Below are 17,516 nucleotides of genomic sequence, written 5' to 3'. Positions count from 1 at the left end.
TTTTAAATTGATAAAGCACTCTTATTTAAAAAAACGTCCTAAACCCAGTCTGGAAAGCATTTTCTTTTCAAAAGCCCAAAAGAATTTAAACTGACCAAATAACCAACCAAAAGCAACTAGCAATATTTGGTAGATTGGGAAAATAACTAAAATCCGTACTGCCCAGTAAGGAATAGCGTAATACCAGTCCTCAGGAAAAATTTCTCTTGTAAAACCTATGAACTCTAAAAATGGTCTTGCAATTTTTAAAGAAGAAGATCCTGTTACGGCAAAAACAAGAAGTATCATAACAATGGCGAAATTAGAATCTATTCCCCAACGTTTTTTTAATTTTTCCATAGTAGTGTTTAATCGGTCGCAAATATAATAGCTTATATGCGAGGAACAAAATACCCTAGACGTTGATTGTACTTTCTTTGAAAATAAATGAAGTAATTGTATAGTTTATAGTTAACCTCGTAGCCGTAATCTGTATTAGAATTGTAATTTATTTGCATTTCGTACAAATTAGGGTCGTATCTAAAGGGCTGTGTTGCTCTTGCATTCCACTCAGTTACATAAACTCTATTTCTTGTTTCAAGGTAATTTTGTGAATAAAACTGCTCTGGCCTTGCATAACTAACTAGCCAAGCGCTAAACCCTGGATCTATAATTGTTATTTCGTATTCAGATTCTTCATCAGCAATTACAACAGGCTCGCCTTCTTTTTCTGTAAAGATTTCTTTTTCTGCATCAGAAATAGTTACAACTTCTTTAGAGCTAACACAACTATTTAAAAATAGAGTAGTAGCTAGCAATAGACTATACAAGTAAATTTGTTTTTTCATAGCTTTTAGATTTACTCTAAGATACAAAAAAGCCACTCAATAAAATTAAGTGGCTTTTTTACATATAATTTAAGTGTTCTTATTTTCCAAAAAGACCGCCTAATAAGCCGCCAATTCCAGAACCTCCACTTTTATTGTCTCCACCAAGTACCATACCAGCAACATCGTCTAAAATACTACCGTCTCCATCAGAATCTAAAAAAGATTCAATTAAAGATTGTTCTTTATTACTGTTGTCATCATTTCCTAATAAGCCACCTAGTAGGTTTCCTATTCCGTTAGACTCAACAACTTGTTCATTTTTAGCTTGTTTACCTAACACCCCCATTAAAAGAGGAGCTGCAATTTTTAAAATAGTTGCAACAGTATCAGAACTTACACCAGCTTTTTGGCTTAATGCATTTTCTACCTGTGGTTGTTTTGCTCCTAATACGTGATTTAAAATGCCTTGACCATCGTTCATAACATTGTCATCTACACCACCACCAAATAAACCTCCTAAGTTATCTAAGATACTACCGTCATGTTTACCAGATAAAGCACTCATTAATCCTTGAGCTCCTTCTGGAGTAGCTGTGTTTTTTTTCATTGCACCCATTAATAAAGGTAGCGCCATACTTAAAACACCTGCTGTTTTTTGTTCAGACTCTCCTGCTTGACCAGCAACACCTTTAATAATCTGCGACCCTAATGGGCTGTTTAATAAATCTAATAATCCTGACATTTCTTTTGTTTAGTTAATGTTTAATAATGCTTCAATTTACAAAAAAAAATAATGCTATTATAGAATAACCGATAAGCTGCAATTATTTCAGTAAAGAAACAATTTGTTGTGCTAATTCTTCACCTATTCTATCTTGTGCATCTTTAGTGGCAGCACCAATATGTGGTGTTAATGAAATTTTTGGATGCATTAAAATTCTAATTTCTGGATTTGGCTCGGACTCATATACATCTAAACCAGCAAAAGAAACTTTGTTTTCTTCTAGAGAATCAACCAAAGCAACTTCATCTAAAGCACCACCACGAGCTGCATTAATAATACCAACACCATCTTTCATTTTATCTAACTCGGCTTCACCAATAGTGTACCCTTTTTGTGCAGGAACGTGAATAGTAATAAAGTCAGATTCTTTTAAAAGTTGATCTTTAGGTGTATTTTTTAGCTTAAAAGAAACTGATTGTCCATCAAAAAAAGAAACAGCAACTGTAGCTTCTTCAACTTTAATATCATGATAAATCACCTTCATACCAACACCAAGTGCTATTTGTGCTGTTGCTTGTCCTATTTTTCCAAAACCAATAATACCTATAGTTTTACCTCTTAGCTCTACTCCTTTAGCGTAGGCTTTCTTAAGATCTTTAAACTTGCTATCTCCTTCTAAAGGCATAATACGGTTGGCATCATATAAATAACGAACACCGTTATATAAATGAGCAAATACCAGTTCTGCTACAGAAGCAGAAGAGGCTGCAGGTGTGTTTATAACGTGTAGGCCTTTTTCTTTGGCATAATCTACATCTATATTGTCCATACCAACACCACCACGACCTATTAATTCTAAAGTAGGGCAACTGTCTATAATATCTTTACGTACTTGTGTGGCACTACGTACTAGTAAAGCAGAAATTTTGTTCTCGTTTATGTAATTAGCAAGCTGTTCTTGTGCTACAGTTGTTGTGCTTACAGAAAAACCAGCTTTTTCTAATGCGTCTATACCATTTTGAGATATACCGTCGTTTGCTAATATTTTTTTCATACTTAATCTTAAATTATTTATAACAACTTATGCGTTTCTTTCTAAATCGCTCATTACGTCTACCAGTGCACCAACACTATCTAAAGAAAGTGCATTGTACATAGATGCTCTATAGCCACCAACAGATCTATGACCGTTAATGCCATTAATACCTGCTTCTTTACACATAGCATCAAAAGAACCTTTTAATTTTTCATCTGTTAGATTAAAGGTAGCATTCATATTAGAACGGTCTGCTTTTTCTGCATACCCTTTAAACAATGGGTTTAAATCTATCTCTGAATATAAAAGCTGCGCTTTTTTATTGTTAATTTCTTCAATAGCTTCTATGCCACCTAGGTTTTTTAGCCATTGTAGGGTTAGCATAGATGTATACACGGCAAAAACAGGAGGTGTGTTAAACATACTTTCTTTGCTAATATGTACTTTATAATCTAACATAGAAGGTATTTGTCTTGTTACTTTACCTAAAATATCTTCTTTAACAACAACTAAAGTTGCGCCAGCCGGACCCATATTTTTTTGTGCTCCGGCATAGATTAAATCGAACTGAGAAAAATCTAATTTACGAGAAAAAATATCAGAACTCATATCGCAAACCATTGGTATTTTAGTTTTTGGAAATTCTTTTATCTGAGTTCCAAATATGGTATTGTTAGATGTTAAATGAAAATAATCTAAATCTGCAGGAACCATATAATTTTTTGGTATATAGTTGAATTTTTTATCTTTAGATGATCTTACTTCAACTACTTCTCCAAATAACTTAGCTTCTTTAATAGCCTTATCACTCCAAGTACCTGTATTTAAATAACCTGCTTTATTTTCTAATAAATTATAAGCTGTCATTAAAAATTGCATACTAGCACCACCTTGTAAAAATAAAGCTTTGTAACCTTTACCTTTAAGGTCTAAAAGTTCTAGGGCTAAAGATTGAGCAGTGTCCATTACTTCAACAAAGTCTTTACTACGGTGAGATATTTCTATTAAAGATAATCCAGAGTCATTAAAATTTAATAAAGCTTCTGATGCTTTTTGCAATACTTCTTGTGGTAATATACAAGGTCCTGCGCTAAAATTATGTTTTTTCATTTGTAAGAATTTGTTTGTAATTGGTACATGCAAACCAATTAATGTTTGTGAGTTAGTTAGCTATATGCTAATTATTTAACTCTGTAATAAATTTATTTAAATATTGAGTAAAGGTCTAACTTTTATAGCAATAGACCTTTTTTAATTTTAATTAATTCTAGGATGTTTTCAACAAGAATTCAACAGTGTCTACATTGTCTGCATAATCTGTTAAACTAGGCAGTTGCGTTTGCCCAAAGTCAACTTCATTATCTAATAAACCATTAGAAACAATACATTGTATTTTTTCTTTGTCTGTATTTAATTTTTCTTTTAACTCTTCAATAGTATCATAATACTCATAAAAAACAGAAGAAATAGGAGAGGCGTAGCTAGGGTCTTCTTTTATCATTAAAAAGCCATTTTCCAAAATTTTAAACTCACTCATTAAATACACAGCCTTATTGTAATCATAGTTATTAGCGTATTTAACGTGGTGTATAATATCTTGTTTTGGGTACATAGCTTTAAAGAACGAGTCAAAATCGTATCCTTTAGGAACAAACAATTTAGACACACTTCTACAGCCTAAACCATAATATCTAAATACATCTTCACTAAGATTTTCTAGTTGTTCTTTAGATTCACTACCTGTTAAAACGGCAACTGAATTTCTACTTTTTCTTATAATATTTGGCTTTTTGCCGAAGTAATGTTCAAAATAACGGGCTGTATTATTGCTTCCGGTAGCTATTACCGCATCAAAATTATCTAACCTTCCTTCTATATAAACTACAGAATCTGCAAGACTAGGTAGTTGTTCTATTAAAAATGAAGAAACAAAAGGTAAAAGTATTTTATCGTTAGATGATAACTTAATTAGTGTAGTGTTGCCTGTTAAAATAGTAGCTAAAAAATCGTGAAAACCAACAAGTGGAATGTTACCTGCCATTATTATAGCCACACGCTTGTTTTTTAGTGTATTTAAGTTATATTTTCTAAACCAATTATTTAACTCTTTTTGGGTTAGTAACTTACTCCAACTTTGCAAGCAAAAAAGAATATTTTCTTCAGTAAACCAACCGTTATGTAAGCTAGCTGTGTGTACAGCATCATGCAGTTTAGATACCCATTTATTTTTAGTTTCTATCTGTTTCTCAGAGCTTGCATATTCGTAATAATCTGCAAACAAAGTTCCTAATTTAGAAAAAGCAACTATTCTATCTTCAAGTTTAGCCATTTTATTTGTATAGTGATTTAATAGGGTTTACCTTTGTGCAAAAGTAGATATACTGATTAAATATCAGTCTAAAAATTGATATAAATTATGGCAATAATAATAACAGACGAATGTATTAATTGTGGTGCTTGCGAACCAGAATGTCCAAATACAGCAATTTATGAAGGTGCAGATGACTGGAGATATGCAGATGGTACATCTTTAGAAGGTAAGGTGGTTTTGCCTAACGGTAAAGAAGTAGATGCTGATGAATCTCAAGAACCTATAAGCGATGAGATCTATTATATTTCTCCTGATAAGTGTACAGAGTGCAAAGGTTTTCATGAAGAACCACAATGTGCTGCAGTTTGCCCTGTAGATTGTTGTGTGCCAGATGATGATATTGTTGAAACAGAAGAAGAGTTATTAGGGAAGCAACGTTTTATGCATCCTGAAGAATAGTATTTAATTCTATTACATAAAAAAAGCGAGGACAATTGTCCTCGCTTTTTGCATTTATATATTTTCTTTTTTAGAAATTAAAATTAATTCTACTAAAAATATAGGTTCCATCTGAGCCCATTTGTACAGAATCTGCTAAACCACCTTGATCTGTCCATCCATCAAATTGTGGAGTAGGGTACTTGTTAAATAAGTTGTTAGCGCCGATTGTTAATTTTAGATTTTTACAAAATTGATATCCAGCACTTAGATCTACTACTAACGCAGCTTCATAAATATCTGTAGCTACAGGGTATAAAGCATCTGCTTCTGCTTGTGTTGTAGCGGGAGTATCTACCCATTGAAAATCTTGTAGTTGCACTTCACTAAATTGTGTTAAAGTAGACTGTATGTTGAATTTAGGAGTAGAGTAACCAAGATTAAGTCCAAATTTGTAATCTGGCGCTGCAGCTTCTAAATAAGCCTGAGATAATGGTCCAAAAAATGTGAATTCATTTAAGTTGCCATTGTGTATCTCTTTTACTTCAAGGTCATTTAAGTTACCAATAAGACCAATGTTTAATTTTCCATCGCTACCAAGAGCGGTACTATAGTTTAATACAATATCTAAACCAGATGTTCTAGTGTCTACACCGTTGGCAAAGAATTGTGCAGCATCTACGCCTAGAGGGCCTAATACAGTTTGGTCTGTAAAATTGTCTGTTAAAATAATTCTGTCATCTACAGAAATAGAGTATGCATCTATAGTCGCAGAAAAACCACCGTTTGTATATGTAAAACCTAAACTAGCATTAAAAGCCTTCTCTTCGTTTAACTGTCCAATTCCAAAAGCTTTAGTTACTGTACTATTGTTAGCAGATAATAAAGAAGGAACAGATCTACCAGCAACAATATTTGTAAAGATTAAGTTGTAGTATAATTGCGCTAAAGAAGGAGCTCTAAAGCCAGAAGAAACCGAACCTCTAAAAGCTAAATTGTCACTTACTTTATATCTACTTGCAAGTTTAAAGTTGAATGTACTCCCAAAATCACTGTAGTTTTCATAACGTAAAGCGCCGCCAACCATAAATTCTTCAGATACATTTAACTCTGAATCTACATAAATACCATAATTAGTTCTACTACGATCTACTTCGTTAGCAGGGCCATAACCAGGGAAACCCTGTGAACTACCAGGTAAATCGTCTCCATTACCATCTTGCGCAGCAGATTGTGTAGCTGGATTTGTAACGGCAACGCCATTATCATCATATAAAGAATAAGAAGCCTCTTCTCCAGAGAAAATACCAAAGTTTTCAGTTCTGTATTCAAATCCGTATGCAACGTTTAAACCGGCTGCAACATCTTCAAAATACTTATTAAACTCTAATCCTGTAGTATTCATAGATAAGTAGTGACCACCAGCATCAAAATCTGTTGGAGAAGCATCTTTTAAGGAAGCATTGTTTGTGTTCTTTACAAAATAGTGGAAATTGTTTTTACCATACGTATTATTAAAATCCATATTCCATCCGTTTTCCATCTTATGTCTAACACCTGCTGACAATGAAGCATCGGTAATTAAAGACGTAATTTGTGGAGTAAAACCATTAGGATAGATGCTAGGAACAGCTCTGTTGTCGCCATCTGCAAAACCATCTCTTGAAAAAGCATTTGCATTAGTATCTCTGTAATTTCTGCCACCAAAAGCATATACCTCTGTGTTTTCATCTATAGGAACAGCAGAGTTAATCATAAAATTAAATCCGTCAATAGCAGCGCCACCATACCCTTTTCTCCAAGAGAAACCAGGTCTAAGTGTTTTTTCTTTTGATAAAAACTCTGTAGTTAAATTAAGGTAACCACCATTCTGCCCAAGAGGCATACCGTAGTTTACGTCTATTTTAGTTGTAGCTCCATCAAACCTTTTGTCTTTGCCATCTAATCTATTTTCGCCCTCTACATTATATAAAGTTTCACCAGTTTCTTCTGCCCATCCATCTCCAATAGCAGTACTATAAGCTCCGTAAGTTACACCGCCAGAAAAACCATCTGTATTGGTTTTTAATACAATGTTAATTACACCCGCAATGGCATCTGAGCCGTATTGTGCAGAAGCACCATCTCTTAAAACTTCTATTCTTTTAATTGCAGAAGCAGGAATAGCATTTAAGTCTGTTCCAGAATTACCACGACCTCTTGTTCCAAAGATATTCACTAAAGAAGATTGATGTCTTCTTTTTCCGTTTACTAGAACAAGCGTTTGGTCAGGACCAAGACCTCTTAAAGAAGCAGGTACAATATGGTCAGCACCATCAGATCCAGATTGTTTAGTGGCGTTAAAAGAAGGAGCAGCATACTGTAGAATATCATTAACTTCTACTTTCCCCGTATTAGATGCTATTTCTGCTACATCTAAAACGTCTATAGGTACAGCGGTGTCCGTAGCTGTTCTTCTTGGGCTTCTAGAACCAACTAGTTGTATTTCGTCTAAAAGCATACCTTCAGATAAAGTTACATTAATTGTTGTTTTACCAGACGTGCTAATTTCTTGCGTTGTAAAACCAATGTAACTAAATACAAGTGTGGAGTTTGCTTGGGTGTCAATGGAGTATTTACCATCAAAATCTGTAGATATTCCGTTTGTAGTTCCTTTTTCAAGGATATTTACTCCAGCAAGTGGAGCTCCTTGGTCGTCTACTACGGTACCCGTAATTGTGCTTTGGCTAAACGCGAACGAGAAGCACAAAAGACTAAAAATAAGAATGCAATTTTTTTTCATATAGGTTGATATTTAGGTTTTTATTAATCTAAAGGTAATCAAAAACGTTTTATTTGTTCTTGAAAATTTATAAATGGTATATTTGCGGCACTAAAAATAGAATTAGAAATGAAAGCAGGTATTGTTGGATTGCCAAACGTGGGGAAATCTACCCTTTTTAATTGTTTATCTAATGCAAAAGCGCAAAGTGCAAACTTTCCGTTTTGTACTATAGAGCCTAACATTGGAGTAGTAAACGTTCCTGATGCAAGGTTGCAGAAATTAGAAGAATTGGTAGACCCAGAGCGCGTTTTACCAGCTACTGTAGAGATTGTAGATATTGCAGGTCTTGTTAAAGGAGCTAGTAAAGGTGAAGGATTAGGGAATCAGTTTTTGGGAAATATTCGCGAAACTGATGCTATTTTACACGTTTTACGTTGTTTTAATGATGATAATATAGTACACGTAGATGGTTCTGTAGATCCTATTAGGGATAAGGAGACTATTGATATGGAATTACAGTTAAAAGATTTAGAAACTGTAGATAAAAAGCTAGAAAAAGTTAAGCGTACAGCCAAAACTGGAAATAAAGAAGCACAAAAAGAAGAAGCTGTTCTTTTAAAAATAAAAGAAGGTTTAGAAGCAGGGACTTCTATTAGAGCTATTGAAATAGATGAGAAGGATAGAATAGAGTTTGTAAAGCCTTTACAGTTTATTACAGACAAACCGGTAATGTACGTTTGTAACGTAGATGAAGATGCAGCGGTAAGTGGTAATGCATTTGTAGAAAAAGTTAAGGAGGCTGTTGCTAAAGAAAATGCAGAAGTAATTTTCTTAGCAGTAGGTACAGAGGCAGATATTACAGAGTTGGAGAGCTATGAGGAACGCCAAATGTTTTTAGAGGATTTAGGCCTAGAAGAGCCTGGTTCTGCTAAATTAATTAGAGGTGCTTATAAATTATTAGACTTGGAGACTTATTTTACCGCAGGTGTTAAAGAAGTTCGCGCTTGGACAATACCAGTAGGAGCTACTGCGCCACAATCTGCAGGAGTTATACATACCGATTTTGAAAAAGGCTTTATACGTGCGGAAGTTATTAGTTACAACGACTATGTTACTTACGGTAGTGAAGCTAAAGTAAAAGAAGCAGGTAAAATGCGTGTAGAAGGTAAAGAATACATAGTTAAAGACGGAGATATAATGCACTTTAGATTTAATGTGTAATTAAACATACTCTTATGAAATAAAAAAAATGCCACAACAAAAGTTGTGGCATTTTTTTATGAGTTAGTGTTAAAAATACTCATTTTTAAAAGGAATATGATTTTGTAACTACTTAATTTTTATCTATCAACAAAATAAAAAGTACTATTGTTAATTACTTTAAGCCGTAGGAGTTTCATTTTTTTCTAACACTTACTATATTAGCGTGCAAAGTGAAATTATCCTAAATCAATGTCAGACAATACTAAATATACAGAAGACAATATCCGTTCGCTAGACTGGAAAGAGCATATTCGTATGCGTCCTGGAATGTATATTGGTAAATTGGGTGATGGTTCATCTGCAGACGATGGTATTTATATACTTCTAAAAGAGGTTTTAGATAACTGTATAGATGAATTTGTAATGGGCGCCGGTAAAACCATTGAAATTGGCATAAGAGACAATGTTGTTAAGGTGCGCGATTATGGTCGTGGTATTCCACTAGGTAAAGTTGTAGATGTTGTATCCAAAATGAATACTGGTGGCAAGTACGATTCTAAAGCATTTAAAAAGTCCGTTGGTTTAAATGGTGTTGGTACAAAGGCAGTAAATGCTTTGTCTAACTTTTTTAAGGTTGAATCTTCTAGAGAGGGACAATCAAAATGGGCAGAGTTTAGTCAAGGTAACCTTGTTGCAGAAGAAGGACCAGTAGAAAGCTCAAAAAGAAAAGGAACAAAAGTTTCTTTTACTCCAGATGAAGCTATTTTTAAAAACTATAAGTACAGAAACGAGTATGTAATTCGTATGCTTAAAAACTATGTGTACTTAAATCCTGGTTTAACTATAGTTTTTAATGGTGAAAAATATTTTTCTGAAAACGGATTAAAAGATCTTTTAGAAGAAAACAATAATGCAGATGACTTACTATATCCTATTATTCACTTAAAGGGTGACGATATAGAAATTGCTATTACACACAGTAAAAGCCAGTATAGTGAAGAATACCAATCTTTTGTTAACGGTCAGCATACTACACAGGGTGGTACTCACCAAGCAGCTTTTAGAGAAGCTATAGTAAAAACAATAAGAGATTTTTACGGAAAAAACTACGAAGCTTCTGATATACGTAAGTCTATTATCTCTGCTGTATCTATAAAAGTAATGGAACCTGTTTTTGAGAGTCAGACTAAAACAAAACTTGGCTCTACAGATATGGGGGGTAAATACCCAACAGTACGTACATATATTAATGATTTTGTTGGTAAGTATTTAGACAATTATTTACACAAGAATACAGATACTGCAGATGCATTACAGCGTAAAATAATACAAGCAGAGCGCGAACGTAAAGACTTATCTGGTATACGTAAATTAGCTAAAGACAGAGCTAAAAAAGCAAGCTTACACAATAAAAAACTTAGAGATTGTCGTGTACATTTAGGAGATTTAAAAAAAGATAGAAGATTAGAGTCAACCTTGTTTATTACAGAGGGAGATTCTGCATCTGGATCTATTACTAAGTCTAGAGATGTAAATACTCAGGCTGTATTTAGTTTACGTGGTAAGCCATTAAACTCGTACGGAATGTCTAAAAAGATAGTGTACGAGAATGAAGAGTTTAATTTGCTTCAAGCTGCATTAAATATTGAAGAGTCTATGGAGGATCTGCGTTACAATAACATTGTTATTGCAACAGATGCCGATGTAGATGGTATGCACATTAGATTATTATTAATTACATTCTTTTTGCAATTCTTTCCTGAGTTGATAAAAGAAAACCACTTATATATATTGCAAACTCCACTTTTTAGAGTTCGTAACAAGAAACAAACTTTTTACTGTTATAGTCCAGAAGAGAAAGCTGATGCTATGGAGAAGTTAAGTGGTAAGCCAGAAATAACCCGATTTAAAGGTTTAGGTGAAATATCTCCAGATGAGTTTCAACACTTCATTGGAGCAGATATTCGCTTAGAACCTGTAATGCTAGACAAGTCAATGTCTATAGAGCAATTACTTAGTTTTTATATGGGTAAAAATACGCCAGACAGACAAAAATTCATAATTGAAAACCTTAAAGTAGAACTTGATATAGTCGAGGAAAACTAATTATAAACCAGATAAACACGAGTCTTTCTTTATGGAAGAGAACGAAGAAGTTAACGAGAATCTAGATAGTAACATAGACGATCCCAAAAACGAACTTACCAAAGTTACAGGGATGTACAAGGATTGGTTTTTAGATTACGCCTCTTATGTAATTTTAGAACGTGCTGTCCCTGCAATAGAAGACGGCTTTAAACCTGTGCAACGTAGAATAATGCACTCGCTTAAAGAGTTAGATGATGGTAGATACAACAAAGTAGCTAATGTTGTTGGTCACACAATGCAGTATCATCCACACGGTGATGCTAGTATTGCGGATGCTATGGTGCAAATTGGTCAAAAAGATTTACTAATAGACACACAGGGTAACTGGGGTAACATACTAACAGGAGATAGGGCAGCAGCATCTAGATACATAGAAGCTAGGTTATCTAAATTTGCTTTAGATGTTGTTTTTAGTCCAAAAATTACAGATTGGCAACAGTCTTATGATGGTCGTAAAAAAGAACCAATAAATCTTCCTGTAAAATTTCCATTATTATTAGCTCAAGGAGCAGAAGGTATTGCTGTAGGTTTATCAACAAAAATACTTCCGCACAACTTTATAGAATTAATAGATGCTTCAATTAAACATTTAAAAGGTCAAAAATTTAAGTTGTTTCCAGATTTTCCTACTTCTGGCATCATAGATATTTCTAACTACAATGATGGTTTACGTGGAGGAAAAATAAGAGTTAGAGCAAAAATAGCTCAACTAGACAGGAATACACTGGTTATAAATGAGATACCATACGGAACTAACACTTCTTCTTTAATAGATTCTATCTTAAAAGCTAACGAAAAAGGCAAGATTAAAGTTAAGAAAATTGAGGATAACACTGCTGCAGATGTAGAAATTTTAGTGCATTTACCTTCTGGTATATCTCCAGATAGAACTATAGATGCCTTGTATGCTTTTACTGCGTGCGAGTCGTCTATTTCGCCTTTGGGTTGTATTATTGAAGATAACAAACCGCTATTTATAGGTGTAACAGAAATGCTAGAGCGTTCTACAGATTACACTGTAGAGTTGTTAAAAGCTGAATTGGAAATTCAACTTAGCGAATTAGAAGAGCAATGGCACTTTTCTTCATTAGAACGTATTTTTATAGAAAATAGAATCTACAGGGATATTGAAGAGGAAGAAACTTGGGAAGGAGTTATTTCAGCTATAGATAAGGGGTTAGCGCCATTTACGAAGCATTTAAAAAGAGCAGTTACAGAAGAAGATATTACTCGTTTAACAGAAATACGTATCAAACGTATTTCTAAATTCGATTTAGACAAAGCACAACAATTACTAGATAGCTTAGAAGAGCGAATTGCAGAAGTGAAGCATCATTTAGAACATTTAGTTCAATTTGCTATAGATTACTTTAAAAACCTTAAAGATAAATATGGTAAGGATCGTGAGCGTAAATCGGAAATTAGAATTTTTGATGATATTGAAGCGACAAAAGTAGCTATCAGAAATACTAAACTCTATGTAAACAGGGAAGAAGGCTTTGTTGGAACCTCTTTAAAGAAAGATGAATACGTTACAGATTGTAGTGATATAGATGATATTATTGTATTTACTGCAGATGGCAATATGATGGTGTCTAAGGTTGACTCTAAGACTTTTGTAGCTAAGAATATTATTCACGTAGCTGTATTTAAGAAAAAGGACAAACGCACCATTTACAACCTAATCTATAAAGATGGTAAGGGCGGACCTAGCTATATTAAAAGATTTAATGTTACATCTGTCACAAGAGATAGGCTTTATCCGCTAACAACCGGGAAGCCACATTCTGAAGTTCTGTATTTTTCTGCTAACCCTAACGGAGAAGCAGAAGTTGTTACAGTGCACCTAAGACAGGTTGGTAGTGTTAAAAAGCTGAAATGGGATATGGATTTTTCTGATATTTTAATCAAAGGAAGGTCTTCAAAAGGAAATATTGTTAGTAAATACGCTGTAAAGCGCATAGATTTAAAAGAAAAAGGAGTTTCTACACTTAAGCCTCGTAAAATTTGGTTTGATGAAGTTGTAGGTAGGCTTAACTTAGACGGAAGAGGTGAGTTACTAGGTGAATTTAAGGGTGATGATTTAATTTTGATTATTACACAAAAAGGAATTGTTAAAACCATTAAGCCAGAAATTACAATTCATTTTGATGAAGATATGATTGTCTTAGAAAAATGGAATCCTAAAAAACCAATTTCTGCTATTTATTTTGATGGAGCAAAAGAACGTTATTATGTAAAACGTTTTCTTGTAGAACAAGAAAATAAAGAAGAATTATTTATATCTGAACACCCTAAATCTGTTTTAGAATTAGTTTCTACAGATTGGAGACCAATGGTAGAATTAGAATTTACAAAACCAAGAGGTAAAGACCAAAAGCCAAATCAAGAAGTTAATATAGAAGATTTTATATCAATTAAAGGAATTAAAGCTTTAGGTAACCAGTTAACTGCAGATAAGATAAAATCTGCGAATGTATTAGAGTCATTGCCTTATGAAGAGATAGAGGAAATAATAGAGGAGCCCGAAAAAGAAGAGGAGCTAAAAGATGAAGAAGGGGATTCTAAAAAAACGAATTCTGATGATGATTCTAATGATGACGACACAGAACAAACAACTTTATTTTAGAAAAATTAACTTTTAATATTGTTACCTTAGCAAACAAAAAATATTTTTATGGATTTAACAAACCCGTTAGTTTATGGCGGTCCTGCGTTTATAATTTTTATCTTACTAGAATTAACATATAGTAAAAATCACGAAGAGCATCATGATTTGTACGACTGGAAAGACCTTTTTGCCAGTGGATTTATGGGTGTTGGCTCGGCTATTTTAGCAGCAGCTTTAAAAGTTATCTCTGCAATTGTAATATTTGAATTTGTTTTTGAACTCTTTAATCCTTTAGTAGATGGCGTGCATACTAATATTATGGGATATCAATCTTTTGGTTATGCCTGGTATGTTTGGCTACTTTGTCAGTTAGCAGATGATTTTACATATTACTGGTTTCATAGAGCTAATCACGAGATTAGAATCTTATGGGCTGCACACATAGTACATCATTCATCTGATAACTTTAATTTAGGTACAGCTGTTAGAAACGGATGGTTTACACTTTTATACAAACCATTGTTTTATATGTGGATGCCTGCAATTGGTTTTTCTCCAGAAATGGTTGTATTCTGCCTAGGAATAGAAGCGTTATGGCAGTTTCAATTACACACGGTATTATTGCCTAAATTGGGTATTTTTGAAAAATTTATGAATACTCATACAATGCACCAAGTTCATCACGCGCAAAACGTAGAGTATTTAGATAAAAATCACGGCGGTTTTTTAAATATTTTTGATAGAATGTTTGGTACTTGGCTACCTTTAGATGATGGTATTGATGTTAAGTATGGTGTTATTCATGCGCCAAACTCTAACAATCCAATCGTAATTTTAACACACGAGTTTAAAGATATCTGGATGGATATGAAAAAATCAAAAAAACTATCTCATAAATTAATGTATATATTTGGCCCTCCAGGCTGGAGCCATGATGGTAGCACAATGACCGTTAAGCAACAGCAGAGAGAATTTAAAGAACATACTAAGCAAAATCCTGAATCTTCATTTGAGCGTCCTAATTAAGATCTTAAATGTTTGTAAATAAAAAAGCCTCGTTGTTTATAACAACGAGGCTTTTTGTTTTTAATAATATTATATAAAATAACTTGTTTTGCGCTATTTTTTATTTCAAAACACGTGACAGCCTAACATAAACCATTAAGCGTCTTTAAATCGCTTTAAAATACATTATAAGATATTATTTAACTCTTGTAGCTGTTCCTCTTTTTACAATTAGTTCTTTTTTCGGATCTCTAACTGCATTACTATATTCAAAAGTATAACTCTCCTTGGTTGTTTCTAATATTTTAAAATGAATAGAGCTTTGATCGTTTAAAGACTTAAGTACAAACTCGCAATCGTTAATCCAGCGAACAGAGGAGCTGTCTATTTTGTTTTCGTAATACTCAACACTAAATTCCTTGTCTCTAGTAAATCTTCCTGTTTTTTCTTCACCATTAATTTCATAATCGAAGGTGAATTCTCCAGTTTTAAAATCAGCACATTTTCTTTCAGGGTTATAGCAAGATGAAAAACATACAGCAGTAATAAGCAGGTAAAAATATTTTATTTTCATACTACAAAAATAAATAATTAAAGGAAGTATTTTGATTTTTAATCTGTTAAAATAAGGCTTATTTTTTTTCATTTTTATCAAACGTTTCAAAAGAGCCATCAGTATAAAAAATAATCACTTTACTTACTTCTTTTTTAACCTCACGTTTTAAAATTTTCTCTTCCGTAATGGGTTTTGGAGCAGGGGTAATCTCTTTCTTTTTTACATAAGGAAAAGTTCCTTTTCCGTTAAGCAGCCAATACAAATTTACATCAGGAAATTGAGTTACTACTTTTAAAACAAATTCTAAACTCGGCTTATTTCTTCCAGATAATAGGTGAGATATACTAGATCGTTGCACATCTACTTTATCTGCAAATGCTGCTGCGGTTAAACCGTAATAGTTTATTACTTTTTCTAATCTCTTTATAAACTCTTCTGAATTTACCATTGTAACTATGTATTACTTATTTTGTTCAGTATTTCTTCTTTTTAGTTCTTGATAAAAATCCAATATAGCTTTATTTAAATTTAAATAAAGTACTTCAAGTATTTGAAATATAGCTATTTATGTGTTTTGCATAAAAAATATTGATACCTGCAACATAACTACGTTACAAATGTAATCAATTTAACTTAATTACTAAGTTTGGTAGTTTACATTTGTAATGAATTAAATTACAAATGTAATTTAAAGTGTTACAAATGTAACTTAATATAGCGTTATCTTTATACCATAATAGTAGCTTTTGTAATGATGAATTTTGAGAAAATATTTAAAGAGTCTAAGGTTAAAAATGTAACCGGGCGTTATGTTACCAATGAAGATGTTTTTCCCTTTTTAGAACAGACAGTTTTTAAAGATGAAATAAAAGAGATTGGAAAATCTGTTTTAAATGCCTCTATAAAAATGATAACTATAGGTCATGGAAAAACAAAAATTTTAATGTGGTCTCAGATGCATGGAAACGAATCTACAACCACAAAAGCTGTTTTAGATTTAATACATTTTTTAGAAAAATCTTCAGATCTTTCTTTGTCTATTTTAAAAAATTGCACACTGCGTATTATTCCAATTTTAAATCCAGATGGCGCTGCTGCGTACACAAGAATTAATGCGAATAAAATTGATTTAAATAGAGATGCACAAGACAGGAGTCAGCCAGAGAGTAAAATACTTAGAGCAGTATATTTAGATTTTAAACCAGATTTTTGTTTTAATCTTCATGACCAAAGAACAATATTTAATGTTGGTAAAACAAACAAGCCAGCTACAGTCTCTTTTTTAGCACCAGCATTTAATAAAGAAAGAGGTATGTCTGCTTCTAGAGATAAAAGCATGCAGTTAATTGTAGCTATGAATAGCGTTTTACAGAACTATATTCCTGGCCAAGTGGGTAGATATGATGATGGTTTTAATAGTAATTGTGTTGGCGATGCGTTCCAGATGTTAAATACACCTACTATTTTATTTGAGTCCGGTCACTACCCAGAAGACTATGACAGAGAGAAAACTAGAGAATTTATTTTTTATTCTCTATTAAAAGGAGTAGAAACTATTGTTAATAATGAATTAGACCTATATAAAGTTGACTCTTATTTTGATATTCCAGAGAATGGTAAGCAATTTTTAGACCTTATTATATATAATACTAAATCTATAGCAACTACGCATCCAGAAGCAGATTCTTTAGGGGTTCTTTACAAGGAAGTGTTAAAAAACGGAAAAGTTGTTTTTGAGCCAACAATTGTTGATGAAAATAATCTAGATCTTTTTTTTGCACACAAAAAACTTAATCTATTAATAAACAGCGATTTAGAATACGTAAAAAGCAATATGCTTTTAAGTGATTGTTTGCTTGGAAATTAACAGTTTAATTAGTATATGTAAAATAATTGCATTATTGATAAAAA

General features: G+C 32.9%; 15 protein-coding genes. 6 read left to right on the top strand and 9 right to left on the bottom strand.

The annotated features are described in order from the left end of the window. Nucleotides 1-21: 21 nt before the first annotated feature. From BT107_RS03145 to BT107_RS03120, 6 genes are all read right to left on the bottom strand, one after another. Nucleotides 22-339: a DUF6787 family protein gene (locus tag BT107_RS03145; RefSeq protein WP_072302296.1), complete on the bottom strand. Its 318-nt coding sequence runs from the start codon at nucleotides 337-339 to the stop codon at nucleotides 22-24. Nucleotides 340-371: 32 nt separating this feature from the next. Next, entirely contained in the window at nucleotides 372-827 is a 456-nt protein-coding gene (locus BT107_RS03140; RefSeq protein ID WP_072302295.1) for a DUF6146 family protein, read from the bottom strand. Between the two features lie 79 nt (nucleotides 828-906). Continuing rightward, on the bottom strand, nucleotides 907-1,551 hold the full coding sequence (locus BT107_RS03135) for a DUF937 domain-containing protein (protein WP_072302294.1): 645 nt from the start codon (nucleotides 1,549-1,551) through the stop codon (nucleotides 907-909). Between the two features lie 82 nt (nucleotides 1,552-1,633). Then, the gene (locus BT107_RS03130; protein WP_072302293.1) at nucleotides 1,634-2,587 is read right to left on the bottom strand and encodes a D-2-hydroxyacid dehydrogenase; all 954 of its coding nucleotides are present in this window, start codon (nucleotides 2,585-2,587) and stop codon (nucleotides 1,634-1,636) included. Between the two features lie 27 nt (nucleotides 2,588-2,614). Beyond that, complete coding sequence (serC, locus tag BT107_RS03125) at nucleotides 2,615-3,679, bottom strand: 3-phosphoserine/phosphohydroxythreonine transaminase (protein ID WP_072302292.1); 1,065 nt, start codon at nucleotides 3,677-3,679, stop codon at nucleotides 2,615-2,617. 157 nt (nucleotides 3,680-3,836) lie between these two features. After that, nucleotides 3,837-4,898 carry an acyl-CoA reductase gene (locus BT107_RS03120; protein ID WP_072302291.1) on the bottom strand — a complete coding sequence of 354 codons (1,062 nt, stop codon included), beginning with the start codon at nucleotides 4,896-4,898 and terminating at the stop codon, nucleotides 3,837-3,839. A gap of 87 nt (nucleotides 4,899-4,985) precedes the next feature. Between BT107_RS03120 and BT107_RS03115 the strand changes: the two genes are divergently transcribed. Beyond that, nucleotides 4,986-5,339, top strand: coding sequence for a 4Fe-4S dicluster domain-containing protein (locus BT107_RS03115; RefSeq protein ID WP_072302290.1), 354 nt, complete (start codon nucleotides 4,986-4,988; stop codon nucleotides 5,337-5,339). Between the two features lie 70 nt (nucleotides 5,340-5,409). On the opposite strand, the gene BT107_RS03110 is transcribed toward BT107_RS03115, so the two are convergent. Continuing rightward, nucleotides 5,410-8,100 carry a TonB-dependent receptor gene (locus BT107_RS03110; protein ID WP_072302289.1) on the bottom strand — a complete coding sequence of 897 codons (2,691 nt, stop codon included), beginning with the start codon at nucleotides 8,098-8,100 and terminating at the stop codon, nucleotides 5,410-5,412. Between the two features lie 108 nt (nucleotides 8,101-8,208). On the opposite strand from BT107_RS03110, the gene ychF reads away from it, so the two are divergent. The 4 genes from ychF to BT107_RS03090 all read left to right on the top strand — a co-directional run bounded on the left by ychF (nucleotide 8,209) and on the right by BT107_RS03090 (nucleotide 15,070). After that, nucleotides 8,209-9,303, top strand: coding sequence for a redox-regulated ATPase YchF (gene ychF, locus BT107_RS03105; RefSeq protein ID WP_072302288.1), 1,095 nt, complete (start codon nucleotides 8,209-8,211; stop codon nucleotides 9,301-9,303). Nucleotides 9,304-9,534: 231 nt separating this feature from the next. Then, on the top strand, nucleotides 9,535-11,391 hold the full coding sequence (locus BT107_RS03100) for a DNA topoisomerase IV subunit B (protein ID WP_072302287.1): 1,857 nt from the start codon (nucleotides 9,535-9,537) through the stop codon (nucleotides 11,389-11,391). A gap of 31 nt (nucleotides 11,392-11,422) precedes the next feature. After that, complete coding sequence (locus BT107_RS03095; protein WP_072302286.1) at nucleotides 11,423-14,062, top strand: DNA gyrase/topoisomerase IV subunit A; 2,640 nt, start codon at nucleotides 11,423-11,425, stop codon at nucleotides 14,060-14,062. 48 nt (nucleotides 14,063-14,110) lie between these two features. After that, nucleotides 14,111-15,070 (top strand): sterol desaturase family protein, encoded by a 960-nt coding sequence (locus tag BT107_RS03090; protein WP_072302285.1) that lies wholly within the window; start codon nucleotides 14,111-14,113, stop codon nucleotides 15,068-15,070. A gap of 175 nt (nucleotides 15,071-15,245) precedes the next feature. Here the strand turns inward: BT107_RS03090 and BT107_RS03085 are convergent, their stop codons facing one another. Together BT107_RS03085 and BT107_RS03080 are read right to left on the bottom strand one after the other, a co-directional pair. Then, nucleotides 15,246-15,623, bottom strand: a complete 378-nt coding sequence (locus tag BT107_RS03085) for a hypothetical protein (protein ID WP_072302898.1) — start codon at nucleotides 15,621-15,623, stop codon at nucleotides 15,246-15,248. A 58-nt stretch (nucleotides 15,624-15,681) separates the two neighbouring features. Then, nucleotides 15,682-16,053 (bottom strand): helix-turn-helix transcriptional regulator, encoded by a 372-nt coding sequence (locus tag BT107_RS03080; protein ID WP_072302284.1) that lies wholly within the window; start codon nucleotides 16,051-16,053, stop codon nucleotides 15,682-15,684. A gap of 303 nt (nucleotides 16,054-16,356) precedes the next feature. On the opposite strand from BT107_RS03080, the gene BT107_RS03075 reads away from it, so the two are divergent. Then, on the top strand, nucleotides 16,357-17,472 hold the full coding sequence (locus tag BT107_RS03075; RefSeq protein WP_072302283.1) for a M14 family metallopeptidase: 1,116 nt from the start codon (nucleotides 16,357-16,359) through the stop codon (nucleotides 17,470-17,472). Nucleotides 17,473-17,516: the final 44 nt, after the last annotated feature.

This window comes from Cellulophaga fucicola, from assembly GCF_900119145.1.
GTDB classification, from domain to species: domain Bacteria; phylum Bacteroidota; class Bacteroidia; order Flavobacteriales; family Flavobacteriaceae; genus Cellulophaga; species Cellulophaga fucicola.
The sequence above is the reverse complement of the archived record's forward strand: the minus strand, read 5'-3'. Positions and strand labels throughout refer to the sequence as shown.